At 40.5% G+C, this 26769-nt stretch carries 23 protein-coding genes and 1 tRNA gene; 7 read left to right on the top strand and 17 right to left on the bottom strand.

Translation table 11 applies throughout. The features are described from left to right. The first annotated feature begins 24 nt into the window (after positions 1–24). A tRNA-Asn gene (locus BT797_RS12125) sits at positions 25–100 on the top strand. 220 nt (positions 101–320) lie between these two features. Here BT797_RS12125 and BT797_RS12130 read toward each other — a convergent pair. Continuing rightward, the gene (locus tag BT797_RS12130; RefSeq protein WP_045112053.1) at positions 321–965 is read right to left on the bottom strand and encodes a YiaD family glycine zipper/OmpA-like lipoprotein; all 645 of its coding nucleotides are present in this window, start codon (positions 963–965) and stop codon (positions 321–323) included. 266 nt (positions 966–1231) lie between these two features. On the opposite strand from BT797_RS12130, the gene BT797_RS12135 reads away from it, so the two are divergent. After that, complete coding sequence (locus BT797_RS12135; RefSeq protein ID WP_045112054.1) at positions 1232–2023, top strand: RelA/SpoT domain-containing protein; 792 nt, start codon at positions 1232–1234, stop codon at positions 2021–2023. A 102-nt stretch (positions 2024–2125) separates the two neighbouring features. Here BT797_RS12135 and BT797_RS12140 read toward each other — a convergent pair whose 3' ends face one another. From BT797_RS12140 to BT797_RS12155, 4 genes are all read right to left on the bottom strand, one after another. Further along, positions 2126–2464: a hypothetical protein gene (locus tag BT797_RS12140; protein WP_045112055.1), complete on the bottom strand. Its 339-nt coding sequence runs from the start codon at positions 2462–2464 to the stop codon at positions 2126–2128. A 108-nt stretch (positions 2465–2572) separates the two neighbouring features. Next, positions 2573–3436, bottom strand: a complete 864-nt coding sequence (rpoH, locus tag BT797_RS12145) for an RNA polymerase sigma factor RpoH (protein WP_045112056.1) — start codon at positions 3434–3436, stop codon at positions 2573–2575. A gap of 419 nt (positions 3437–3855) precedes the next feature. Beyond that, positions 3856–5757, bottom strand: a complete 1902-nt coding sequence (locus tag BT797_RS12150) for a DmsC/YnfH family molybdoenzyme membrane anchor subunit (protein ID WP_075472231.1) — start codon at positions 5755–5757, stop codon at positions 3856–3858. Positions 5758–5793: 36 nt separating this feature from the next. Continuing rightward, positions 5794–7983, bottom strand: coding sequence for a molybdopterin oxidoreductase family protein (locus BT797_RS12155; protein WP_045112058.1), 2190 nt, complete (start codon positions 7981–7983; stop codon positions 5794–5796). A gap of 397 nt (positions 7984–8380) precedes the next feature. Here BT797_RS12155 and cobA point away from each other — a divergent pair, with 397 nt between their 5' ends. The 5 genes from cobA (at position 8381) to BT797_RS12180 (ending at position 14783) form a co-directional block, all read left to right on the top strand. Continuing rightward, complete coding sequence (gene cobA, locus BT797_RS12160; RefSeq protein WP_045112059.1) at positions 8381–9199, top strand: uroporphyrinogen-III C-methyltransferase; 819 nt, start codon at positions 8381–8383, stop codon at positions 9197–9199. An 11-nt stretch (positions 9200–9210) separates the two neighbouring features. Beyond that, positions 9211–11745 carry a nitrite reductase large subunit NirB gene (nirB, locus tag BT797_RS12165; protein WP_045112060.1) on the top strand — a complete coding sequence of 845 codons (2535 nt, stop codon included), beginning with the start codon at positions 9211–9213 and terminating at the stop codon, positions 11743–11745. A 132-nt stretch (positions 11746–11877) separates the two neighbouring features. Beyond that, on the top strand, positions 11878–12204 hold the full coding sequence (gene nirD / locus BT797_RS12170; protein WP_045112061.1) for a nitrite reductase small subunit NirD: 327 nt from the start codon (positions 11878–11880) through the stop codon (positions 12202–12204). A gap of 34 nt (positions 12205–12238) precedes the next feature. Beyond that, complete coding sequence (locus tag BT797_RS12175; protein ID WP_045112062.1) at positions 12239–13978, top strand: bifunctional protein-serine/threonine kinase/phosphatase; 1740 nt, start codon at positions 12239–12241, stop codon at positions 13976–13978. A 169-nt stretch (positions 13979–14147) separates the two neighbouring features. Next, positions 14148–14783, top strand: coding sequence for a bifunctional 4-hydroxy-2-oxoglutarate aldolase/2-dehydro-3-deoxy-phosphogluconate aldolase (locus BT797_RS12180; RefSeq protein WP_045112063.1), 636 nt, complete (start codon positions 14148–14150; stop codon positions 14781–14783). 98 nt (positions 14784–14881) lie between these two features. Here BT797_RS12180 and trpS read toward each other — a convergent pair whose 3' ends face one another. From trpS to pilM, 12 genes are all read right to left on the bottom strand, one after another. Beyond that, positions 14882–15883 carry a tryptophan--tRNA ligase gene (gene trpS, locus BT797_RS12185; RefSeq protein ID WP_045112064.1) on the bottom strand — a complete coding sequence of 334 codons (1002 nt, stop codon included), beginning with the start codon at positions 15881–15883 and terminating at the stop codon, positions 14882–14884. A gap of 128 nt (positions 15884–16011) precedes the next feature. Further along, positions 16012–16683, bottom strand: a complete 672-nt coding sequence (locus BT797_RS12190; RefSeq protein ID WP_045112065.1) for a phosphoglycolate phosphatase — start codon at positions 16681–16683, stop codon at positions 16012–16014. Further along, the gene (gene rpe, locus BT797_RS12195) at positions 16676–17350 is read right to left on the bottom strand and encodes a ribulose-phosphate 3-epimerase (RefSeq protein ID WP_045112066.1); all 675 of its coding nucleotides are present in this window, start codon (positions 17348–17350) and stop codon (positions 16676–16678) included. Before rpe ends, BT797_RS12190 begins: the two co-directional genes overlap by 8 nt. A gap of 148 nt (positions 17351–17498) precedes the next feature. Continuing rightward, entirely contained in the window at positions 17499–18311 is an 813-nt protein-coding gene (locus tag BT797_RS12200) for a Dam family site-specific DNA-(adenine-N6)-methyltransferase (RefSeq protein WP_045112067.1), read from the bottom strand. A gap of 69 nt (positions 18312–18380) precedes the next feature. Beyond that, the gene (locus BT797_RS12205; RefSeq protein WP_045112068.1) at positions 18381–19847 is read right to left on the bottom strand and encodes an SPOR domain-containing protein; all 1467 of its coding nucleotides are present in this window, start codon (positions 19845–19847) and stop codon (positions 18381–18383) included. Beyond that, the gene (aroB, locus tag BT797_RS12210; RefSeq protein ID WP_045112069.1) at positions 19825–20934 is read right to left on the bottom strand and encodes a 3-dehydroquinate synthase; all 1110 of its coding nucleotides are present in this window, start codon (positions 20932–20934) and stop codon (positions 19825–19827) included. Before aroB ends, BT797_RS12205 begins: the two co-directional genes overlap by 23 nt. Positions 20935–20944: 10 nt before the next feature. After that, positions 20945–21460, bottom strand: coding sequence for a shikimate kinase AroK (gene aroK / locus BT797_RS12215; RefSeq protein WP_045112070.1), 516 nt, complete (start codon positions 21458–21460; stop codon positions 20945–20947). Between the two features lie 212 nt (positions 21461–21672). Further along, positions 21673–23949 carry a type IV pilus secretin PilQ gene (locus BT797_RS12220; protein WP_075472232.1) on the bottom strand — a complete coding sequence of 759 codons (2277 nt, stop codon included), beginning with the start codon at positions 23947–23949 and terminating at the stop codon, positions 21673–21675. 21 nt (positions 23950–23970) lie between these two features. After that, positions 23971–24498 (bottom strand): pilus assembly protein PilP, encoded by a 528-nt coding sequence (locus BT797_RS12225; protein WP_045112072.1) that lies wholly within the window; start codon positions 24496–24498, stop codon positions 23971–23973. Further along, positions 24495–25073, bottom strand: coding sequence for a type IV pilus inner membrane component PilO (locus BT797_RS12230; RefSeq protein ID WP_045112073.1), 579 nt, complete (start codon positions 25071–25073; stop codon positions 24495–24497). The genes BT797_RS12225 and BT797_RS12230 overlap by 4 nt, the downstream gene beginning before the upstream one ends. Beyond that, positions 25070–25630: a PilN domain-containing protein gene (locus BT797_RS12235; RefSeq protein WP_045112074.1), complete on the bottom strand. Its 561-nt coding sequence runs from the start codon at positions 25628–25630 to the stop codon at positions 25070–25072. Before BT797_RS12235 ends, BT797_RS12230 begins: the two co-directional genes overlap by 4 nt. Then, the gene (gene pilM / locus BT797_RS12240; RefSeq protein WP_244534189.1) at positions 25630–26661 is read right to left on the bottom strand and encodes a type IV pilus assembly protein PilM; all 1032 of its coding nucleotides are present in this window, start codon (positions 26659–26661) and stop codon (positions 25630–25632) included. The genes BT797_RS12235 and pilM overlap by 1 nt, the downstream gene beginning before the upstream one ends. Positions 26662–26769: the final 108 nt, after the last annotated feature.

The following is a 26769-nucleotide window of genomic DNA, read 5'->3' on the forward strand; positions in this document are numbered from 1 at the left end:
TTCCGGGTTCGGGCACCAAATAATTCCCCTTTAGTTCAGTTGGTAGAACGGTGGACTGTTAATCCATATGTCGCTAGTTCAAGTCTAGCAAGGGGAGCCAATTAAAAAGACCCAGTTATTTATATAACTGGGTCTTTTTTTATCTAAAATTTAGTCCTGCCTCGTATTTTAATTTAATAATCCTATATATTAATACTACTCGCGCATTAGCTGAGCCCTTTAATTTATCAATACAAAAAAACCGAACACTTGGTTCGGCTTATGATACAACCAGCAACAATTAATATGACGTCAGCTGGTCGCTCCTGCATGTTTTGAAACTAATTAGCAGTAATAGTAATTTCCACACGACGGTTAGCAGCACGACCATCTTTTGTCATATTTGATGCAATAGGACGACGTTCACCATAACCACGCGTAGATAAACGACCTGATTTAATACCACGTTTATTGAGGTATTCACTCACAGATTCTGCACGCTCTTCAGAGAGTGTTAAATTAGACTCTGCACTGCCTATACTATCCGTATGACCAACAATACGTAGTGATGACTTAGGATATTCATTAAGAATTTTAGCAACACTGTTTAAGCTTGAATGAATATCACCACTTAAGTTATAACCCGCGGTTTTAAAACCAATACCCTTAGCCATAATCAACTGCAGTTCGTTTTCACCAACACGCTTAACTTGTACACCAGAACCCGTCAATTCTTGGCGTAATTCTTCTTCTTGACGATCAAAATAGTAACCAATACCACCACCGATTGCAGCACCACCAACGGCCCCATATATCGCTGCATTTTTCTTACCCGTTGCAGCACCGATTAATGCACCAGCAATTGCACCACCAATGGCAGACTTCGTTGCGGTATTCGTTTCGTCTTCACCAGTTGTCGCATTTTGACGAGCACAGCCAGAAAGAGCTGCAACAATCATTACTGCCGTTATTGTTTTTTTCATCATTGAATAAGCCTTAATTATAGAAACGATATTGGGGATGATTGATCCCAAACACTCTAACTTAAATAAAATACAAGCGCACAGGCATATTTACTAGTTAATAAACTGATTCCACGTGAATAAGTGATATCACTCTCACTATTCGACAAGCTTAGTCACTTCTTACACAGCTTTACACTGCCTCAGCTTGAATTGTGACTGAGCGCACTCATCTATTACTAAGTATCAGCATACAATGATGCAAATGCTTTTTCTAAAAAAGGATACCTATGTATAGCTTTCTCAGAACATCATTAATTTTAGTATTAATGCTAGCAGGTAAAGCGCCGCTTGAAGCCGCAACCATGCTTAGCCTTAGTCAAACTTCTAATAACGGCAGTGCAACTAACCGAGTACGCACACAAATAAGCAAAGACTTAGCCGGACTTTATCAACTGTCTGATATTAGCAGCAGTAATATCATGCAACCTTACAGCGATTTTGACTCACTTTATTCATTAGCTGAATCAGCACAAAATGAGTTAGCGACCTTAACTCAACAAATTGCATTAATGTCACAGACAAGTGCTGTTATTCCTGCAATCAAAAGCATTAAAAGAGCACAAGCTAAGATTGCTAACAAACATGATGGCGCAGTAGAGAAAATTACCGATTTAGCCCGTAGCTCAATTGTAGCCAAAAACAGTCATGAATTACTCAGTGCTTATGAGCTACTTGAACAAGAAACCGATATCATCCAAGTGAAAAACCGTTTTAACAGCCCAAAACAAAATGGTTACCGTGATATAAATTTATTAGTACGATTACCAAAAACACAAATGATAGTAGAAGTGCAGTTGCATGTAGATCGTATTGAAGCAATTAAGAATGGGCCTGAACATGACAATTACGCCAAGATCCAAGAAATCAATCATAATGCCAAGCAGCAGCAACGTGAAATATCTGAAATTGAATTATTTAAAATTGCGCAGTTAAAAGAAGAGTCTACCAATTTATACCAAGTGGCTTGGCAACAACAGTTAATGGTTGAACTAAAGACTAGCTTTAAACAGATGGCATAATCGCTTATTAACATACCAGAGTTAGCACGTCTTAGTTACAAAAAGGCCCAATCATAAAAACTTATGATTGGGCCAACTCTCTTCTAAACTTAACGCGAGAGTTTAAGCATAACCCCATTTCCAGTTAAATCGAATTTGCTCTTGCGTACCAAAACGTGTCATTAGCCAAGGTACCATAGGCATCACTTTATAATGCGCAGTTTTCTTCAGTACACTTTTACCTGTACGGAAGAAGGTAACGTCTTCACCGCTACTTAAGAGCCGCACAACAATCCTTTTTTGCTTACCCTCTTCAGGTATTACAACATGTGCTAGGCTATATTCGTGTGTCATACCAGACCCGTTATAAACCAACATCATTTGATTTTCAGTTAATTTATTACGCTCTAAGTAGCTTTTAAGCTCACTTCCCTGAAAACCAAATAGGGGATCTCTATTCATGTTATTTTCCATCTATCATTAACTATAATTAAACTTGTACTTAATTTCTTGCCAAAAAAAATGAGGCCTCCATTCGGAGACCTCATTTTTAACAATTCTGTGTGTTCGTTATTCTGAAATAAACTCGCGAAGTTTTTTCATTGCATTTTTTTCTAACTGACGTACACGTTCAGCAGAAACACTATAACGATCAGCTAAGTGTTGCAGTGTAGCTTTATCTTCCGCCAACCAACGAGATTTAACGATATCTTGACTGCGCTCATCTAACTCAGAAATTGCGTTAGTTAAACGTTGAGATGCGCTTTTATCCCAGTTTTCACGTTCAACTTGTTGTGCAACATCCGAAGCATTGTCTTCTAAATACTGTGCTGGCGAGAAACTCATCGAACCTGAATCTTTATCGCTATCATCATCAGCATACAAATCAAATGCTTGATCTGAATAAGACATTCTTGATTCCATTTCGACTACATCTTTAGTCGAAACGCCAAGGGTCTCAGCAACTGTTTGCACTTCAGCATTGGTAAACCAGCCTAAGCGTTTTTTTGATTTACGTAAATTAAAGAATAGTTTGCGTTGCGCTTTAGTCGTCGCAACTTTCACTACCCGCCAATTACGAAGCACAAATTCATGAATTTCCGCTTTCACCCAATGTACAGCAAAAGACACCAGTCTTACGCCAACTGCAGGGTTAAATCGTTTAACGGCTTTCATTAAGCCGATATTACCTTCTTGGATTAGATCCGCTTGAGAAAGGCCATAACCTGCGTAACCACGAGCAACGTGAACAACAAAGCGTAAATGCGACATGATTAACTGACGTGCAGCATCAACATCACCTTCATTCTGCAAGCGTTCGCCTAGTTCCTTTTCTTGTTCAGCAGTCAACATTGGAATACTATTCACACCTTGAATATAGGCTTCAATGCTCCCCTGAGGAACTAATGCCATACTTTGCATATCTTTGCTCATCAACAATTCTCCCGTTATCACAAATTAACCCGCGAGATCTTATCACGACTGATGCTTATCGACAAATTCGAGCATCCGCGCAACCCCACAAATAAAATATATAGTCTTGAATATTTCAAATTGATAATTCAGCCTACTGATAAATAACTAAAAAGTTATTAACTTATCGGAAACTGTATTATTTATGTACAATCTAGTTTAACGCTAGATTATTAAAGCTCTAGTTTAATTACAGAAAATTACATTAACATGAAAAATAAAAATAAATCAATCGGCTAATGCTAATCCTTTAGTATGACTTTAACTTATCGATAAGATTCAATACTTCGAGAAAATTAATATTATCATGAACATAATAAAGGGCAGCAAGCGCTGCCCTTATCATTCTGTCTCTACAATTTATTGCAAATCAGAGTCCATTAGTGAAAATCAGGTATAACACCCACTTGTGGCATATCTGCTAAGCCAACATCACGGGCATGCTGCTCAAAACCTTTATTTTTCCAGAAAAATGCACCTGGCATTGTAGTCGGAATAACAAGTACATAAAACAGCGCACGACTTACCGTTGACGCGAATACAATCGATACAATTGGCAATAACCATAACAAGCTTAATAAGCCAGAAGGCGCTAATAAAGACAGCAAAGTTACTACAAAAATATTAACCGCAATGGCAAGGTTACGTAACTTATACGTTTTACCAAAAGTAGTGCATTGTACATAATGCGAAGCCGCACCTTCCCCCTGCTCTACATTAAGATGTTTTGCATGTGAATAAAGGCCAAATGCTTCAATCACTAAGCCTATGATTGCAATCGGTGCCAGCTCAGTCAGTAATGGATAAAGCTCAGCGCTACCAATCACAGCGACTAATGCCGTTAATAGCGTGCCAAGTGCGATGGCAGAACCAACAAACGAACAAGCAGTTTGCCAATGGTCCCAGAACGGACGTGCTTTAATACGATAGCTGCGGTACATGTAGTACAAACCACCCGTGGTGCCCACTAACGCCAGTACACCAAATAGTGACGCGACATAAGTAAAGAAGTGCATATCAAAGAACCATGCTACGCCTTGGAAGAAAGTAAATGCCCCCATGAAACCAAAGAATAAAGCCACGCCTAAACCCTCTCGACTGACAGGAGAATGCGCTAAATTGTTAAAACCACGATAGAAACGCTTTGGTTTACCAAGATGAAGTGTCGACATTAGTAAACCAATAGCTTGCATCGCCATTAATATAACCAGTAATGATAAACCCGCGCCTGATTCTGCAAATCCAGTTAAGCTTTCAATACCCAGTAATGGACCAAGGAAAATAAGCGCAAATGCGCCCATCGCCGCTTGTGAAAACAACGTGAATATCACCAATGGATTTTCACGTGAACTCAAGCGTCCCAAGTTCCACGATTGCTCTTTACCATCTTTTTCATCAACAACAGAGCGGAATGACCCATCATCTTGTTTATGGTATTTAAGCGGCATGTTATCAGTACGCGTCATTTCACGCTGAGTACTGGTGGTCTGCTGAAAACGAATATTCGGATTGGTAATACTTGGGTCAGGAAATCCCGGAATAGATGTTTTAGCCTGAATTCGGTTCTCTGGCATGTTTTCCACAACACCAAAATTAAGTGCATTACCGAGGCATGCAGATACACACGCAGGTTTTAAACCAACTTCTAATCGGTCGACACACATATTACATTTAGATACCTGACCTTTAATTGGGTCAAGCTGTGGTGCATTGTATGGGCAAACCCAAGTACAATAACCACAACCAAAACAGGTATCAGGATCTTGTAATACAGCACCGTATTCAACATGTTTGGTATAAGCTTTCGTTGGGCAACCTTTCAAACAAACAGGATCATCGCAATGGTTACACGCCATTGAAATATTAATACGTTTGTAATCAGGATAGCTACCACTCTCGACATAACCCACACTACGGAAGGCAATGTGTGCAGGGTTGTCATTTTTTTCACTACATGCGGCTTCACAAGCGTGACAACCAATACAGTTATCCGCAGTAAAGTGGAAAGCATGCTGTTTATTACGATTAGGGTTATCACCTACCGCTTTATTTTCATTAATATTCATTGAACGACCAACGGGTAGTTTGCCTTCGGCACGTTCGATTAAGTCAATTTTTTTACCGTATGTATTAACATCAAATATTTCTACATCTGATAATTTTGCGTAATGTTGCTCACCAACACGCTGTTCAAAGATAGGCGTACCATCTTTAACAACCGGTTTTTCTGCCGCGCCTATTTGATCAAGGCGGTCTCTAAACTGTTCTAATTTGTCTAACATAATTTATCCCTCTTATGTTATCGCGTTGCGCTTAACTTAGTACGTACGTCGTTCGCGGTTCATTTTCGCCGCCAGCTTCTGGTCCACATGTTCAATACGAATTGAACTCTGCTTGAATGCAGGCTGACGAGAATGCGGATCAAGTAGACCTAACGACAAGCGATTCACACAATCATGGAAATGGAATGGAATAAATACCGCATTTGGTGCGACGCGCTGCGTTAATTGCACCATGACCACCGCATCGCCACGACGCGAAGCCAAACGCACATAACTTTGATGTTTGATACCGAGCTTAGCTGCGGCATCTGGATTCATTTCCATATACGGTGTTGGGCTATATTTGTTGAGATTACCCATTTTCCCGGTACGCGTACGGGTATGAAAATGTTCAACCACACGGCCACTGTTTAACCAGAATGGGTATTCATCACAGGGGTGTTCATTATTATCAATCCAAGGCAGCGGAATTAAGTTGGCTTTGCCTGTTGGCGTTGCAAATTTACCATCGGTATATAAACGAGCGCCTTCATCATTGTTCGTTGCACCTTCACGATACGGCCACTGCAGACCACGAGCTTTTTCAATTTTTTCGTACGTCATCCCTGAAATATCAAGGTTACGGCCAGCGCCTTTAGACAAGGTTTTCATTTCTTCAAATGCTTCTTCAGTCGTCACAGGAAAAGTGATTTTTTGACCATTTTCAAAACGTTTCGATAATTCAGAGAAGATCCAAAAGTCAGATTTAGAGTTACCTTTTGGTGCTTGCACATTACTCACGCGGTTAACGCGGCGCTCCGTATTGGTGAATACACCCTCTTTCTCTGCCCAAACAGCAGCAGGTAAAAACATGTGCGCATATTGGGTTGTTTCTACATCTTGATACGCATCTTGCACCACGAGGAAATCTAATTTTTCCAACGTTTTACGAATACGTGAAGTATTCGGCATCGACGTCATCGGGTTTGTCGCCACTAACCATAGGCCTTTAATTTGCCCTGTTTCAATAGCAGGGAAAATATCAGTTTGTGCTAAACCACGTTTTTTCGGAAAGAACTCTGGGTCAATGCCCCAAAATTCAGCAATATCGTTACGATCCTTTTCTTTCTCTAATGCGCGATAACCAGGTAAGCCTGAACAAGAAGACCATTCACGTGTGCCCATCGCATTACATTGACCAGTAATAGATAAGCTCGTGCCACCCGGTACACCGATATTACCAGTGATAAGCGATAACGAATTACAGCCGGTAATCGCATCACTACCATGAGTACTTTGATTCAGTCCCATGGTCCAGATACTCATAGCACGCCCAGCCTTAGCAAATAAACGAGCTACATGACGAATGGTATCTTCATCAATACCACATATTTTAGCGGCTGATGTTGGGTCAAAATCTTCGACACAGGCTCTTAATTCTTCAATACCGTTGGTGTATTTTTCGATATAGTCTTTATCTTCGAGACCTTCTTTTAAGATCACGTGCATTAATGAATTTTGTAATACGATATCGGTACCAGGACTAATGGGTAAATGGATATCAGCAAACTGTGCAAGCATAGTGACACGCGGATCAACCACGATAAGCGGGAAGTTACGTTGTTCTTTGGCTTCTTTTAAACGCCAATAAATAACAGGGTGCTGCTCAGGCAGATTAGAACCCCAGGCAATAAGGCAATCGGTGTGCAAGAAATCATCGTAACAACCGGGAGGCCCATCCGAACCAAATGAACGTTTATAACCTGATACGGCCGAGGCCATACACAATGTTGTATTACCATCGTAATTGTTCGTTCCGATACAGCCTCGCGTTAATTTACCTAACGTATAAAACTCTTCGGTTAGTAACTGCCCAGTAGAAACAATCGCAAATGAATCTTTACCGTATTGCGCTTGAATCGCTTTAATTTTATCGCCCATGGTATCGAGCGCGCTGTCCCAACTCGTTTCTTTATACTGATCATGAATGTGATCGCGCACAAGCGGATTATTACCTCGGCCCGCCGCGTCAAATAATTCATGTTCAAAAATACCCTTAATACACAATTTACCTCTGTTGACATCTGCGTCAGCAACGCCTCGACTCGCAACTGCATTCCCTTGCTTATTAATACCGATCTCGATAGAACAACCTGTAGAACAATATCCACACGTTGTATATTTCCATTCTTTTACCTGCTTATCCGCAATACGAATAGGCTTTTGATCCTTGCGTCCGAAAATCATAAGACGTCTCCATTGAATTGCTCAACACATTGTTTATTGTTTTTATAGCTTTGTTATAAACACAGGTGAGCAATAACCAAGCCACCTTACTTTAATTCACCATAAAAAGGATGATGTTCTTCTTTAACTGCATAAACACAGAGATTTTCCTGTCATTTGCCCACACGTTCCACCATTTTAACGACATCTGTTATCAACAACTCCAACTTAACTGCACCATGGCTGTGCGTGAATGAAAAAACTGGTGCAACATCACAGTACTTAATCATCTAAAATCCCTTATACAAAACAAGGCATAGAAACAAACCCTTAAATATCAACAACTAACACTTAACCTACAGAGTTGGCACTGTCTTTGCGTTAGTGAGTACAGAGCAGTACTACAGGGATGTGAGTCATGACAGTTGAATTAATTACCAAAGCGCAATCAAAAAATAACAACACGCTAGGTCAAGTGGCATTAGTAGGAGCAGGTCCGGGGGATCCAGAGTTACTCACACTAAAAGCATTAAAAGCGATTGAGAATGCCGATCTGATCTTGTTTGATAACTTGGTTAGCCATGAAATTAGAGCCTTATTTCCAACCCACACCAAAGCTATTTATGTGGGTAAGAAAAAAGCAGACCATTGTATTCCACAAGATCAGTTGAATTTATTCATGGTCGATAAAGCTAAACAAGGTCTGAATATTTGTCGCCTAAAAGGCGGTGACCCGTTTGTATTTGGCCGCGGTAGTGAAGAACAACTTGTGCTCCATGCCCACGATATAAAAACAATCGTCGTGCCTGGCGTAACAGCGGCATCAGGTTGTACCGCCTACGCAGGAATCCCGTTAACCCACAGAGGTTTATCAACAGGCTGTACCTTTATTACTGGACACCTAAAAAATGGCCAGCTAGACCTCAATTGGTCGCAACTTGCACACCTTGAACACACCTTAGTGTTCTATATGGGACTTGGTAAATTAGCTGAAATTTCAGCGCAACTTATCAGCCATGGTTTAGCCAGTGATACACCTGCAGCCTTGATAGAAAACGGCTCGACACTACAACAAAGAGAATTCGTTGGCACAGTAGTTACATTGCCAGCACTCGCGATTGAACACCAATTACAAAGCCCTAGCCTGATCGTGATCGGTAAAGTTGTCTCTCTTGCAGAGCAACTGAGTTGGAGAGATCTAGAGCAAGCGGCAAAAAATCAAGAATTAAGCGCATAACGGAGCATGTCATGAAAAGAATTATAGTTGTCGGTAACGGCATGGTAGGTCACCATTTCATTGACCAATTTATTCAACAAGAAAAGATGGGTGAAGTGCAAATCACCACATTTAGTGAAGAATCTCGCCTTGCTTATGATCGTGTTCAATTAAGTGCTTATTTCAGTGGTAAAACAGCTGATGACTTAATGATGACATCGCCAGAATACTATGACAACAATGGCGTTCAGTACTTTGTAAACGATAAAGTTGTTAGTATTGATAAAGCAGCTAAAACAGTAACAACAGCACAAGGTCGTGTCGAGAGTTATGACAAGTTAGTACTCGCGACAGGTTCATATCCATTCGTGCCGCCAATTCCAGGTAAAGACCAAGACCATTGTCTTGTTTACCGTACAATTAACGATCTTGAAGACATCACAGCATCGGCAAAAGAAAGTAAAGTTGGTGTGGTTATCGGTGGTGGTCTACTGGGTCTTGAAGCTGCAAATGCAATCAAACAATTAGGTTTAGAAACCCATGTTGTTGAATTCGCACCTCGCCTAATGGCAGTGCAAGTTGATGATGGTGGTGGCAAAATTCTTCGTAATAAGATTGAAGAATTAGGCGTTACTGTACACACAGAAAAAAATACCAAAGAAATTGTTAAAGGTGAAACGTGTCGTTATCGCATGAACTTTGCTGACGGTTCTCACGTTGAAACCGACATGATCATCTTCTCTGCCGGTATTCGCCCGCAAGATGAATTAGCACGTTCATTCGACCTAACACTAGGCGAACGTGGTGGTATCCAAATTAACGATAACTGCTTAACATCTGACGAAAATATTTTCGCAATTGGTGAATGTGCATTATGGCAGGGACGTATCTTCGGGCTTGTGGCGCCGGGTTACCAAATGGCGAAAGTCGCTGTTGACCACATCGTTGGTGAAGGAAAGTTAGCCTTTACAGGTGCTGATATGAGTACCAAGCTAAAACTGCTTGGTGTTGACGTTGCAAGTATCGGTGATGCCCATGGTAATGCCGAAGGCGCTCAAAATTATGTATTCACCAACGAAGCAGACCAAATTTATAAAAAATTAGTGATTAGCGAATGCGGTAAGAAACTACTTGGCGCTGTCATGGTTGGTGAAGCTGAAGATTACGGTACCTGGTTACAAATTTACTTAAACGACATGGATATTCCAGGTTCACCTGAGAACATGTTAGTACCACCAGCAGAAGGTGGCGCAGTGACGATGGGGGTTGATGCCCTGCCTGATTCAGCCGTTATTTGTTCATGCCTTGATGTCACAAAAGGTCAGATTTGCGCGGCGGTACAAGATGGTGCAACCAGCATTGGTGATATTAAATCAATTACTAAAGCCGGTACAGGTTGTGGTGGTTGTAGCGCTCTCGTCACGCAAGTACTTAATGCCGAGCTTGAAAGCATGGGTGTTGAAGTAAACACCGACCTGTGTGAGCATTTTACTTACTCACGTGCAGAACTGGCGGACATAATACGGGTTAAACGTATTAAAACATTCGAAGCATTAATCACCGAATTTGGTTCAGGTCATGGTTGTGAAGTTTGTCGTCCAACAGTGGCCAACATTCTGGCGTCATTCTGGAATGATTACATTCTCGAAGACGATCACCTTGGCCTGCAAGACGTCAATGACGTTTATTTAGGTAACATGCAAAAAGATGGTACCTACTCTGTTGTACCACGGATTCCAGCGGGTGAAATCACGCCAGAAAAATTAATTGTACTCGGTGAAGTAGCTAAAAAGTATGGCTTATATACCAAGATAACAGGTGGACTCCGTATCGATTTATTTGGTGCGCAATTACATCAATTACCCGACATATGGGCATGGCTGATCGCTGAAGGCTTCGAAACAGGCCATGCTTACGGTAAATCACTACGTACAGTAAAATCCTGTGTTGGTAGTACCTGGTGTCGTTATGGTGTGCAAGACAGCATGTCACTAGCCATTGATCTTGAGAACCGCTATAAAGGTTTACGCTCTCCCCATAAAATTAAGTTTGGCGTTTCTGGTTGTACTCGAGAGTGTGCTGAAGCGCAGGGCAAAGACATCGGTATTATTGCGACAGAAGGTGGCTGGGGTCTCTATGTTTGTGGTAACGGTGGTATGCGCCCTCGTCATGCCGATTTATTCGCTACCGACCTAGATACTGACACACTGTACAAATATATTGATCGTGTATTGATGTTCTATATCCGCACCGCAGATCGACTACAGCGTACATCGGTTTGGCTAGAAAACCTTGAAGGTGGCTTGGATTACCTTAAAGACGTTGTAATTAACGACAAACTGGGTGTTACTGCAGAGCTTGAATCTGAAATGGCCGCAAACATTGCTAACTACCAATGTGAGTGGAAAACAACGATTGAAAGTCCTGAAAAACTACTGCGCTTTAAGCACTTCATTAACTCTGAAGAACAAGACAGCGCTGTACAATTTGTTGAGGTCCGCGATCAAATCCGTCCTGCGACACCCGCAGAGCGCGCCGGTCAAATCCCAGTGCTCGAAGTGAACTAACAGGTTAATAACCATCAGGTTCAACCTAACAGCAATCGATAACAACAATTATAACCGTTATCGATTAACAACTATCTATAACAGCTGTTAGCGGGAGTCCTCACCCGCTAATAGCAGATTTAAGGATTTATTATGACGACTTGGACTCCAATTATTGCAAAAGATAAACTCACCCCAGATGCCGGTGTGTGTGCGTTAGTGAACGGTAAGCAAGTTGCTATTTTCTTTGACCGTAAAACGGATCAATTATTTGCCATTGATAACTACTGCCCCGCCAGTAAAGCCAACGTATTATCACGCGGCCTTATTACATCGGTAAAAGACATTTTAACGGTATCATCACCACTGTATAAAGAACATTTCAGCTTAACCACAGGTGAATGTCTTGAAGATGACACTTTATCTGTACCAGTATATGCGGTACGTATTACAGATGGTATGGTGGAAGTAACAGCATAACATTCAGTATTGATATCATTTACAAGGAGTAATTATGTCGCCATGGCACTTACAAGGCAGTGCGACCTTCACCATAGGTCAGCGCTCTGTTGAAGGCATAAAAGCCCAAAATGAAGATGCCATAGGTATTCGTATTCCTGATGATTTACTGCTTACCACCAAAGGCGCTGTTGCCATTATCGCTGATGGTGTCAGCGCGTCAGAAGCAGGTAAAGAAGCCAGTGAAACCTGCGTACATAATTTCTTATCTGATTATTACTCTACACCTGAAACCTGGTCCGTTGGAAAATCAACAGGTCAGGTGTTAACCGCACTCAATCGTTGGTTATACAGTCAAGGTCGACAATTTGCCGATGCTCAAAAAGGCTACCTCACCACCTTAAGTGCCATTGTCTTTAAATCGCATGCGGCCCATCTATTGCATGTCGGTGATTCACGAATATACCGTTTACGTAACAATACCCTTGAGCAATTAACCCGAGATCACACCACTGTTGTTAATAGTAAACAGTCTTACCTCGCCCGCGCGATGGGTCTAGATGTCACCCTCGATGTGGATTATAAAGAAGTCGAATTACAAGTCGGTGATGTGTTCTTATTATCAACCGACGGATTGCATGATTTTGTTAGCGATAAATTATTACGAGAGATGGTGCAACAGACGCATGAATCTGTAGATAATAATTTTGAAGCATGCTGCGAGCAGCTAATTCAACATGCTCTGGCCAATAACAGTAATGATAATATCAGCTGCCAATTATTGCGTATCGACAGTTTACCTAAGCTCAGTGCCGAAGATGTACATGTACACCTTGCCTCCATGCCTTTCCCTCCCGCATTACGCACTGGGTTATCGATTGATGGACTAAAAGTCATTAAAGAGTTACATGCCAGTAGCAGCAGTCACTTATATTTAGTCGAAGATAAAGAAACCAAGCAGCAATACTGTATGAAAGCTCCCTCGGTCAATTATATCGATGACCATGCTTATATCGAACGCTTTACCATGGAAACTTGGATTGGTTCACGACTGCATAACCCGCATATTTTAAAAATTGTCGAAACCAACAGGAAAAAAAGCCACCTCTATTATTTAATGGAAGTCATTGAAGGCATTACGCTAGAGCAATGGATAAGTCGAAATCCGAATCCGCCAATCCAAGATGTACTTAATATTGTAGAACAGGTCATTAAAGGCTTACGTGCTTTTCATCGTAAAGAAACACTACATCAAGATTTAAAGCCCGGTAATATCATGATCGATAACAACAGCCAAGTTAAAATTATTGATTTTGGTTCTTGTTTCGTCAAAGGCATCGCAGAAATAGCGACCCCATTACAACGAGACAAGATCCTTGGCACAGCAGCCTACTCCGCCCCAGAAACCGTGATCAATGGTGATAGTACTGCGCAATCAGATATCTTTGCCATTTCCGTTATAATTTTTGAGATGCTTACAGGTAAACAACCTTTTAATGGCAAACTAGAAACCTGTCGAACCCAAAAGGCGTATCTTAATACTAAGTATATTCCGGCCTATGAACACAACCCATTAGTCCCATTCTGGTTAGATGGCACAATAAAAAAAGGCCTGCGCTTCGATCCGAATAAGCGCCATGGAGATGTATCCGAACTCTTATATGAGTTACAACATCCTAATCCCAAATATAAGAATAATCGTAAGCAAACATTGGTTGAAAAAAATCCGGAACGTTTTTGGCAAGTTATCTCACTATTATTACTCTTTGCCTTGTGCATTTCATTATTTAGCTAAGCCATACCAAGCTAAATCTAACCTTGTATGTAAATACACGTAAAATACCTCAATATTACAGGGTATTAAATAAATGCTTATACTATGCAAGGTATAGTATTGTTCTATACAATTTGAGCATATTTAATCGCTAATCATTAAAACCCAATGGTATAACAGGAGCATAACCATGTCTAAAGAGCTAATCGCTAAGTTAAAACAATTCAAAATCATCCCAGTGATTCAAATTGATGATGCTTCACAAGCCGTACCATTGGCTAAAGCCTTAGTAGAGAATGGTTTACCTGTTGCAGAAGTTACATTCAGGACAGAAGCTGCAGCAGAAGCTATCCGCCTAATGCGTGAGGCCTACCCAGACATGTGTATTGGCGCAGGCACTGTATTAAACGCCGAACAAGTAGATAAGGCAAAGGCAGTAGGTGCAGAATTCGTCGTGGCGCCAGGGCTAAACCCAACCACAGTAAAATACAGCCAAGAGATTGGCATGCCGATCGTTCCTGGCGTTAATAGTCCCAGTCAAATCGAGCAAGGTTTAGCGCTTAACTTAACGTTTATGAAGTTCTTCCCAGCAGAGGCGTCCGGTGGCATAGCAATGGTAAAATCCTTACTTGCACCTTATGTCGACGTTTCTTTAATGCCAACTGGCGGCATCAGTAAAAAAAATGTGTCTGATTACCTCGATTTAGAGCGTGTCGTCTGCTGTGGTGGTACTTGGATGGTCGCGCCGCAGCTAATTATGGCAGGAAACTGGGTAGAGATTGGCCGCCTCGTGCGTGAAGCAGTTGCACATATAGCGGAACAGTAAATCATAAAAAAACCCTATACCATCAGATATAGGGTTTTAACGATTAGATTATTCAATAATACTGTTATTCGGTAATAAGCCTATCACCTAACCACGGTTTATTTGTTAGCAATGAAACCAACAGCTTCATATGCTTTAGCTAACGTAGGAGCAGCACGCTCAGACGCTTTTTCAGCACCGATACGCATAATGCGCTGCAGTTCAGTCTCATCAGCACGTAACTCATGATAACGCGCTTGAATCGGCTCAATCATAGCAACAACAGCATCAGCCGTATCTTTTTTCAAGTGGCCATACATTTTATCTTCGTATTCAGGCACAAGATCAGCAACTGAACGTTTTGTTGCAACAGAGAGTAACGTCAATAAGTTAGATACGCCCGGTTTTTCTTTATTATCAAAATAAATACGCGCTTGCTCATCACTGTCTGTTACTGCACTTTTCAGTTTCTTGACAATCTTTTTAGGCTCATCTAATAACTTGATAAAAGCTTTTGGATTGTCATCTGACTTAGACATTTTCTTCAGCGGATCTTGCAAGCTCATAATACGAGCGCCCAAAGTTGGAATCATCGGTTCAGGCACTTTAAATACGTCACCGTAGATATTATTAAAACGTGTCGCAATCGTACGCGCTAATTCTAAATGCTGCTTTTGATCGTCACCAACAGGTACTTCATCTGCTTGATAGAGCAGAATGTCTGCCGCCATTAACACAGGGTAAGTATATAAACCTGAATTACTGCTGCTAGAGTTGTTCGATTTATCTTTAAACTGCGTCATGCGGTTTAATTCACCCATCTGCGTATAACAGTTAAGTAACCAACTCAATTGTGCATGTTCTGGTACTTGAGATTGTAAGAAGATAGTCGACTTTTCAGGGTCTAAACCACATGCAACATACATTGCTAGGCCTTCAAGCACCTGTGATTTAAACTCTTTCGGGTCTTGGCGTACCGTGATGGTATGTAAGTCCGCAAGCATGAAATGACAGTCGCTGTGTTCCTGCATGTCCAGCCATTGATTGATTGCACCAATATAGTTACCAATCGTCATACTGCCTGAAGGCTGAATACCACTTAATACCACAGGTTTCGTCATAGATATATTTCCCAATCTCTTAATTTATTCAATTGTGGGCAAGCAAGCTTACTTACCCAATCATGTTTATACTGTTATCGCGGCTATTTTTATCGCTAAAGTAGGCGATTACGTTAACTTCACTGCCGTTACTTCAATTTCACCGCCGCTAAAAGCTCACTGATATCATCAGCTACAAAGTCAGGATTACTGTCGCTAATTGGAATACCGTAGTTGTAACCATACGTTAAGCCAAAGCTAGTGAAGTTTGCCGCTTGTGCTGCAATAATATCGTTCTTAGAATCTCCCACCATTAGCGCATCTTCAGCTTTAAACTGATAGTGATCTAAACAATGTAATAGTGGTAATGGATTTGGTTTTTTCTCCGCTAGCGAATCGCCACCAAGTACCACTTCAAAGAACTCACTGATACCCGCTAATTCAAGTACTGGCGTGGTTTGAACCATAGGTTTGTTGGTCACTATAGCAAGTTTAAACCCTGCCTCTCTCAGTGCTGTTAGCGTTTCTTTTACATTTGGGTATAACACGCTGTGTGTATATACATTTGCAGAATAGTGCTTTAAAAATGACGCCAGCGCATCATTAAATAATGCCGGATCAATATCATCAGATATATTAACACTGCCTGATAACGCACGTTGCACGAGTACTTGAGCACCATTACCAACCCAACCGCGTACTTCATCTTCCGAAAAATGAGCACGTTCAAAATCACTCAGCATACAATTAACGGCAGCTGCAAGATCAGGTACACTATCAACAAGGGTACCGTCTAAATCAAAACAAATAAGCTTAAACATTGGCTTTTTCTAACTCCAAACGCATTTCATCAATGACTTTTTTATAGTCTTCTTGGCCGTAAATCGCAGAGCCAGCAACAAACATATCAGCACCTGCTTCTGCAATTTCACGAATATTATCAACTTTAACACCACCATCAATTTCAAGAATGATGTCATGACCACTGGCATCAATCAATTTACGTACATCACGTAATTTTTGTAAGGTGGAAGGAATAAAACTTTGGCCGCCAAAACCAGGGTTTACCGACATCAATAAAATCATGTCCAACTTGTCCATCACATAATCTAAGTAATGCAAAGGTGTCGCAGGATTTAATACTAAGCCAGCTTTTAAACCATGCTCTTTAATTAGTTGCAAAGAACGGTCTACATGATCAGACGCTTCAGCATGAAAAGTGATCATTGATGCACCCGCTTTGGCAAATTCATTAATCATATGATCAACCGGTTGTACCATTAGATGCACATCAATCGGCGCGGTCACACCATGATCACGCAATGCTTTACAGATCATTGGACCAATAGTTAAATTAGGGACGTAGTGGTTATCCATAACATCAAAATGAATGACGTCAGCACCAGCAGCTAGTACAGCATCGACTTCTTGGCCAAGGCTAGCAAAATTAGCAGACAGAATTGAAGGGGCAATCAGAAAGTTTTTCATTTAGCGTGCTCTCAGTTGTTATTATTCCATTACTCTGTGCAAATCTTACCCTAAGTTAGCCCCTAGGGTAAAATAATAAAACCAGAATAACACTGACAACTCAGCATTGGCCGATAAATTTAAGCGAATAGTGTTAATACATTATGATTTAGCTGTATAACGCCAACAGTTCGTCGACTTTATTACGCTTACCAGCATTACGGCTGATAGTACGTTTAACCTGAACAACCTCAAATATAGAACCATGATAAAGTTCACGCGTTAAAGGAATGTCATGATTCGAAATCAATATCGGGATCTGTCGCTCTTGTGCTGTTTCACGAGAAACTTTAGCCAGTAGCGCCTGATCATCCAGACTAAATCCATTGGTCGCATACGAAGTAAAACTTGCAGTTGTACTTAATGGTGCATACGGCGGATCACAATAAACGACGTCATCACTGCGTAAACGTTTATAAACTTCAGAATAAGATTCACAAATAAACGTGGCTTTTTTCGATTTTTCAGCAAAAAAACGTAATTCTTTTAACGGGAAGTACGGCTTCTTATAAGAACCAAATGGCACATTAAAACCACCTGATTTGTTATAACGGCATAAACCATTAAAGCCATGACGATTCATGTAAAGAAACATTAACGAACGCTGATAAGGGTCACGAGTTTTGTTAAACTTTTCACGTATTTTGTAATAACGCTCTTTATCATTAAATTCAGGCGTAAAGAAACGCTGAGCATCGGCAATAAATTGTTCTGGTTTGTTTTGTAGGATCTTATACATATTAATCAAATCAGGATTAATATCATTCAACAGGTATTCGTCATAATCAGTATTTAAAAATACTGAACAAGCGCCAACAAACGGTTCAACTAAACGCTTACCAGTCGGTAGTTTTTCACGTAGATGATCAACCAGAGAATACTTACCTCCGGCCCATTTTAAGAAGGCTCGCGTTTTCTGCATTTGTGACTTATATCGCTAAATAAAAGGGGGCCGATTGTACATGGATTACAGCTAAATTGCGCTGTTTATTTATAAATCTCTTTGGATTTGAGCGAATCGTTTCAACCAAGGTTTATCTTTTTGTACGGACGCTGGTAATTTTAGTTTCGCGGCATTCGCCTGCTCAACACTGGTAAAGCTACCATAAAGAACCACATACCAAGGCTTGTTGTTACGTAGTGTTTGATATGTCCAGATATTTTCAGATAATTCATTCTCGTTTAAATACTGCTTTAACTGTGATTTATGACTTAACCCTGCAATTTGAAACGTATAATTTTTCGCCGGTTGAGCCATTAACCAGGCTTGACCGGCTAATGTATTAGCTGTCGTTACAGTGTCTTTTTGCACTATTTCATTAGAGACTTCAACCACCATTTTACTATCAATTATTTTTGCAGTATTTAATGAATTTTGCTTGGCGATCATCTTATTCACGGCGGCATCATCAATTACAATACGTTGTTTTTCCACTTGCGAGCTTGGTGCGGGTACAACAGGTTCTGTTAACGTGATAGTTTGGCCTATTTCGGTTGGTAACTCATCATCCCAATCACTGGCTAACATTTGTGGCTCACTCGCATCCGTATTTACATCAGCTATCACAACATCGCCCTCGGTCATCACGGGAGAGCTCAATAGAGGCTCTTCCAGCACGGTATCAACAGCTTTTTGCTCCGTTTGATAAACATCATATAAAAATGATCCAGCACTACCTAACAACAACACGCCAGCAATGATCGCCGCTAAATAAAATGACTTATTGGACGTTATCACAGTCTTATCCCTCTTACTCGGTGCGGGTGACTCAGCGCGATATACTCGACCTTGCATGATCGCTTGCGCACATTTTGCTAATTCAGCGGGATTACCATCACACGCTTCAATTTGATGATTAATTGCATCCTGATTAACAAACGTGGGTTTATAACCAGCTTGACTAAATTGCTGCTCAACAAATTGCACAGCGGCTTTTGGATCTAATACAGTCATTTCCAACTCCAATACATTTGTTGCTGATTTTGCAAATGGCAGTATGGTTATATCAACCCACTTACTTTCTGCAAATAAAATGATATTTATTTTAATATTAATTTTATGATTAAGACTTAATTCCACTAATTGCGCAAACTCAGCAATACTTGCATGCGATAACGTCATCGCATTATCAATACATAGCGTGAGTTCATGTTCAAGCTGCTGAGCAAGTAACGGTAAGCTCTCGGCTAACATTATATGCGCATTGAAACGGCCATCATAGCTGATCTGTTGTAATACTTGCGTTCTCACAGCCCTATCATCATGGCACTGCTGCGCATCAATTGTAATGGTTTTTTGATTAAAATCTGATTCTACATAATTACGTAATACTGTTGATTTTCCTGAACCAGATTCACCGCTTACGAATAATAAATGTGAAGAGAATTGTGTGAGATGACGCAGCCGTTCACACAGCTGCGTTTGAGAATAAATTTCAGTTTGAACTGAATAGTGCACTAGAATCCGCCTGATTATGGAAATTAACCACATCGCGTAACGTACTTTCAGTTACTGTCGATAATACTTCGGCACTACCAATCGATGTTGGTAAAATAAAACGAAGTTGGTCATTAAGTACTTTCTTATCACGTTTCATGTGCTGCATAAATGCGTCAAAGCTCATTTCTGCTGGCGCCAGTAAAGGCAATTCAGCAGCCGCAATTAATGCAGCAATACGTGTTACTTGAGATGCTGTTAATAGCCCCATTAATGCCGATGTTTGTGCTGCCATTATCATCCCAGCAGCAACCGCCTCACCGTGTAACCAAACGCCATAGCCCATTTCAGCTTCAATAGCATGACCATATGTATGACCAAGGTTGAGTAACGCGCGTAAACCCTGCTCTTTTTCATCAATAGCAACAATTTCAGCTTTGATTTCACAGCAACGATAAATTGCGTATTCCAACGCTGCCGTATCGAGCGCCATTAGCGCTGCAATGTTTTCTTCTAGCCAAACAAAAAAGTCCGCATCATAAATGATCCCGTACTTAATCACTTCAGCCATACCTGCCGCCAGTTCGCGTCGAGGCAAGGTCGCTAAACAATCAGTATCGATAAAAACAGCATTGGGCTGATAAAAAGCACCAATCATATTTTTACCCAACGGATGATTAACTGCCGTTTTACCGCCAACCGAGGAATCAACTTGACTCAACACAGTCGTCGGGATTTGAATAAAGGGGATACCGCGTTGGTAACAGGCGGCCGCAAAGCCAACCATGTCACCAATAACACCACCACCGAGAGCGATCAACGTGGTATCACGTCCACAATTCTCACGCAGTAGCGCGGTAAAGATCTCATTTAAAGTATCTAACGTTTTAAATTGTTCACCATCAGAAAGAATAATACTGTCGAATTTATAGTCGTGCAACAATGCTTGAACCTGTTGTAAATACAACGGTGCAACCGTATCGTTTGAGATCACAACAACTTTATTGGTCGTTATTGCAGCCGTAAATTGCGCTACTTGCGTTAATACGCCTTCACCAATATAAATAGGGTAGCTCCGCTCACCCAGTTCAACAGTTAAACTTTCCATGTTACTCCAATTAAAAATCCAATAACTTTATAATTTGATTCGCCACAACTTTCGCACTTTGTTCGTCTGTTTTAACTGTAAAATCAGCAATCTCTTCGTATAAAGGATTACGAGCATCAGCTAATGTTTCCAGAACTTCACGTGGTTCTTCTGTTTGTAGTAAAGGGCGACGCTTATCGCGTGATGTTCTTACTAACTGCTTATCAATAGTTGTTTCTAAATAAACAACTACACCACGAGCAGAAAGGTAATTACGACTCTCTTTACTTAAAATAGAGCCTCCACCCGTTGCTAACACAATTCCCTGCTCTTGCGTTAGATCGTCAATTACTTCCGCCTCACGAACACGGAAACCAGCTTCACCTTCAACATCGAATACCCATGAGATATCAGCACCAGTACGGCGTTCAATTTCATGGTCCGAATCGATAAAGTCTAAATGCAACTGGCTCGCTAGTTGGCGACCAATTGTACTTTTACCTGCGCCCATTGGGCCTATTAGGAATATATTACGTTTTTCAGCCATTTTAACTCTTCAATAAATCTAAAGTAATAACACCCTTTTTCTTAGGGGGCACCAGACCTACCTATAAAATGTCCTCTGATTGCAGCAACCAGTGATGAGACATTTGGCAACAGCCAAAATCAGCAACACCCGGTAAAAAACCAGGTGATGACATTTCAGGCAGAAAAAGACCGCTATTTATATAGTTTTTACGGCCTTTTGTCAAAGGTAGGTTACAACGTATCCACTACCACTTTTGGTGTAACGAAGATTAACAGCTCTCGTTTTTGGTTAATATTCTTAGTACTACGGAACAATACACCTAACCAAGGGATATCACCGAGAACCGGAACTTTCGTTACAATCTTTTTAATTTCATGCTTAAATATACCGCCTAACACGATAGTTTCGCCATTCTCAACCAACACTTGCGTGCTAATAACTTGGGTATCAATGGAGACAGCTTCACCACCAACGGTTTTCACATCATCACCACGAGTATCTTGATTAATTTTCAAATCTAAGATTATTTTATTATCCGGGGTAATATGTGGTGTAACTTGTAAACCCAATACCGCTTTTTTAAACGCGATAGTAGTAGCACCACTTGAACTTGATTCAACATACGGGATTTCCGTACCTTGTTCAATATACGCAGACTTTTGGTCGGTAGTGGTAATTCTTGGACTCGCAATCACTTCTGCTTTTTGTTCTGCTTCTAATGCAGAAAGTTCTAAATCGAGTATCTGACCATTCGCTAGTTCAGCAATCTGAAAAGCGATAGAACCTGCAGGTGATGCCACGGGCAAATTAACATTGAGTCTGTCACCAATAGCGGGCACATTACCACCAGCAAAAGCATCGTTACCTTCAATCGAACCCGATGATAAACCAAAGCCACTGCCAATATCAGTACTACCACTTAGACCCCAACGGATCCCAAGTTCATCATCCAGATTATCAACGACAGATACCATTCTAGCTTCAATAACCACCTGACGAACCGGAATGTCCAATACGTCAACAATCCGCCTCACATTAGCGATTGCTGTCGCTGTATCTTTAATTAATACTGTATTTGTACGTTCATCAAAACTAATCGAACCCCGAGATGATAACAGACTAGAATCTTTTTGTGCTAAAAGCTTTGCGATATCAGCAGCTTTTGCAAAGCTAATCTGAATAAACTCTGATTGTAACTCAGCTAAACCTTCCACTTCTTTTTTACTGACAAGATCACGGCGCTCTAATGCAGCTAATTCATCCGAAGGGGCAACCATCAGCACATTACCTTCAAGCTGCTTACTTAACCCTTTCACTTTCATGACAATATCAAGTGCTTGTTCCCATGGTACACTATCTAAACGCAGGGTGATATTACCATTCACAGAATCCGTGGTAACTAAGTTAAACTCATTAAAATCAGCGATTAACTGTAATACTGTACGCACAGGAATATCTTGAAAGTTAAGTGAAATCGCTTGTCCTTGATATTTATTGGTTTTTTCATCTGGATCTTGCTTAGTAATTTCAATTACAAAAATATTATCAGCTTGATCATAACGGTAAGTGAAATCATCACTCACGTCTAATTCAAACGCAGTCACACCTTCATCATGAAAAGTTTCAATCGCGGTTACAGGTGTACCAAAATCCGCTACATCTAAAATATAGAGCAATTTTTTCAAAATAGCCGTACTGTGAAATTCTGCGATTAATTTATTGCCTTTACGTTGAATATCAACGGCCATAGAGCTATTTTTCATAGTTAAAATTAACTTACCACTGCCATCATTGCCTGTACGAAAATCAATACCACGTACTTGGTTTACAAAACCACTAAAATCTTCTTCTTCATTCTCTTCAACAGGTAAAATATCTTCGATTTTAGGCGATTCTACTGTCACTTGACGACCATCCTTAGTGACAAGCAACGAAGGACTTACCGTCGCAGCAGGCACATCAAGACTAACAACATGACTATCAATAACAGAAGCAGCAGGTAGTACAGCACTATTGCTAGTAGTAACGATAGTCGGTTCCACAGCAAGCACCAACGTATCTATATCGGCGGTATTATTTGCGATTTCAGGCACCGCCACATCACTGGCAAGTAAGCCAAATGTCGCGATTAAGCTGTTATTCGTTTGAGTGATTTGATACGGTACGAGTTCATCTAACGCGATAGTAATTTTAAGCCCTAAATCAACACGTTCTGCAGCTACGTTTAATACATTACCTTGTTCGATAACCACAGGGTTAAGCAACAAAGTTGAGCTAGCATCCGGTACTAAAATAATTAATTGATGCGGTGAATATTGTAATTTATCTGCATATTCAACAACATGTTCACTAAACTCCAGTTCGAGCTCTAACAGCCCTTCTGCCAAAGCGTTTAAATGAATTTGTTTTAGTTGCGGTTCAGCAAAGCTGAAAGCAGAACATAAAATGGTCGTCCATAAAACCAAAATTTTTGCTATTTTGGCACATCTTACATGTGATTTAGTCATTTTATCATCCCTGAAAATGGCTTAACTGTGGTCTTGGTTACTGAGTGGAATTTGGGTCGTACGAACTTGCCAGCATCCCTTTCCTGTTAATATCAACTCAGAAAGTTCAATATAGTTTTTAGTAATATCGAGTATTTCACCGTGATTAAGTCCAATATAATCACCTGGTGAGACTCTAAATATTTCCCCCGAACTTGCTCTAATTAATCCCCAGAGGTGTTTATCACTTCCAAGGGTGCCATGCATGCCCAAATTATCTAATGAGTAAGTTTCTAACGGTCCTTTAATCCGCGCAAAATTAGGCTGCGGACAATCTTGTGGAAATGGCGTTTCTGCTTTTACCGATTCTGGACGAGGATTTGAAAAGGGGTTACGCGCCCCTGTTTCAGAATAATGTAAAGCAACAAACCCCTCCATATCCGGTACATTTTCAATTTTAATCGTTTTACGTGCTTTAACTTCATTAATATAATCAACGAGATCTTGATTATCCGCAGTACAACCACCTACCGTCAGAGATAGAAAAATTAGGCTACTAATACGCTTCATTTATCCCCCTTATAACGATAAGTACGGGCAATCATATTCACTTTGAGTAATTCCCCTTGCAACTTAGTAATAGTGAAATCTTCTAGCGTTACAATCCGTGGCAATGCAGCAATATCACTGGTGAACTGACCAAGTTGATGAAAAGTACCTATCACTTCAAGGTTAACGGGTACTTCATAAGAAAAGTCTCGCTTTACTTCCTGCAACCATTTGAATTTACGTAATTGCAAACCATTATGCTGACCAATATAGCTCAAATCATCAAGCAATCCTGCAGTCTCACTTTTTGATGGTAACTGCCTAAGCATACTGTTAAATAAATTTTCCATTTCCGACATCTGAGCGGTATATAAACCTAAGTTACCAGCAAGACTTGCTTTTGCTTCAAACTGTAACCTTAAACTTGCTTCTTTTTTTTCAATTTTATCGAGCGTTTGTAGTGAAGTCGAAATAAAAACCCAATAAAATAACGCAGCAATTAATACTGAAAATATAATATTAATAGCTATTTTAGCGGGCTTAGGCCAATTACCAAGATCTTCAAGATCAAGTTCATTAAGTTCCTGTAAATTCATTTTAGATCCCCCTCGTCTGTCATCATTGGCGTTACCGAAAATCGCATTTCAAAACGATTTCCTTCTGCTTCTGACAACGCAATAATAGAGTCTAAATTACCATCTCTGAGCCAAGTTGATTCCTCAATATTCCGCAGTAATACCGCGAGACGCGTATTCGAATCACTGGTGCCATGTATTTTGATTATGTCATTTTTAAACGTGAGAGTGGCGAGATTAACGCCAGCTGGTACCAATTGCGGCAAGGTGTTCATTAACTGTGTCGGCGTATTGCGACTACGCTGTAAACTTTGAATTAAATCAATACGCTCTTGTAGTTTATCTTTACGCCCACGTAACTCTTTAATTTTACCTAGTTTAACATCAATAACTTGCATCTCTTGCATCAACAAGGCATTACGTTGTTTTTGATTACTGATGTAACCACCAACCACCATATTCAACATAATCATGACCAACAAAGTAGCACCTAGACTCATGCAACTTAAGGTAAAGAAACGCTGCTGTCGGGACTTTTTCTCGGCTTCTCGCCACGGAAGAAGATTAATATTTGACATTATAAAGCCCTCATCGCTAAACCAAGTGCCACCATATAACGAGGACCATTGGCGATTAAACGTGCTTTATCTTCAACATCTTCAGAGTAATCAAATTGTGCAAAAGGATTCGCAACACGAGTAGTAATCCCCAATTCAATTTCGACTTGTTGAGCCAACTCGATGATTAATGCAGAACCACCACTCAGCGTGATCATGTCAATCTTTTGTAACGAACCTGAGTTAGTAAACAGTTGCACATTACGACGGATCTGTTGAATACATGCCGTTATATAAGGGGCGAGAACATCAATGTCATAATCCATTGGTAAATTTTGAGCGAGCTTCACTTTCTCAGCTTCGTCACGCTTTAAACCATAATGTTCACTGATCGTTCGCGTGTAATTTTCACCACCAAAATTTTGTACTCGAGAATAAATCGACTCCCCCTGATGCAGCATTGAAAAAATAGTCATATTGGTGCCAATATCTATCGCAGCGACAACCTTGCTATCATCTTGTAGTTCAGCCAAACGTAAATACAGATCATGAGATCGTGCTAACGCATGTGCAGCCACATCGACAACTTGAGGAATAAAGTTATTTTCTTCTAAACAGCCTGCTAATGAAGCTACGCTTTCGGTGCGAGTGGCGCTCAACAGCACATTATGCTTGCTGGGATTATTCTCATTTACTCCTAATATTTCAAAATCTAGGCTGATCTCGTCAAGCGGAAAAGGAATTAAACTCTCCGCTTCCAACTCGATATGCATTTCAAGCTCAGGGCCAGAAAGGTCTGTATCAACATAAATAATTTTTGTAATAACATTTGTACCAGATACGGCAGTAGCAGCTTGCTTATAACGGAAAGGAAAATTTTGACGCACTTGTTGCAACACATTTGTTAATGCTTCTATATCTTGCAATTGGTGATCAACGACACATCCTTTTGGCGTTGCAACCTCTGATACCATATCTACCACATAATGCTCTGATCGCTTAGACAGCGCTAGGGCTTTTACGGAAGATGATCCAAAATCAACTCCGATCATTGCCACTGTCTGATTCCTTTTAAACAGCTTTAGCATGATGATCTTCAACTCTATGTAATAACATCGATTGGATTTTGTTAATTATTTGTTACATTTAAAGCATACAGA

The sequence above is a fragment of the Moritella viscosa genome (assembly GCF_900120065.1).
Taxonomy (GTDB): Bacteria; Pseudomonadota; Gammaproteobacteria; order Enterobacterales; family Moritellaceae; genus Moritella; species Moritella viscosa.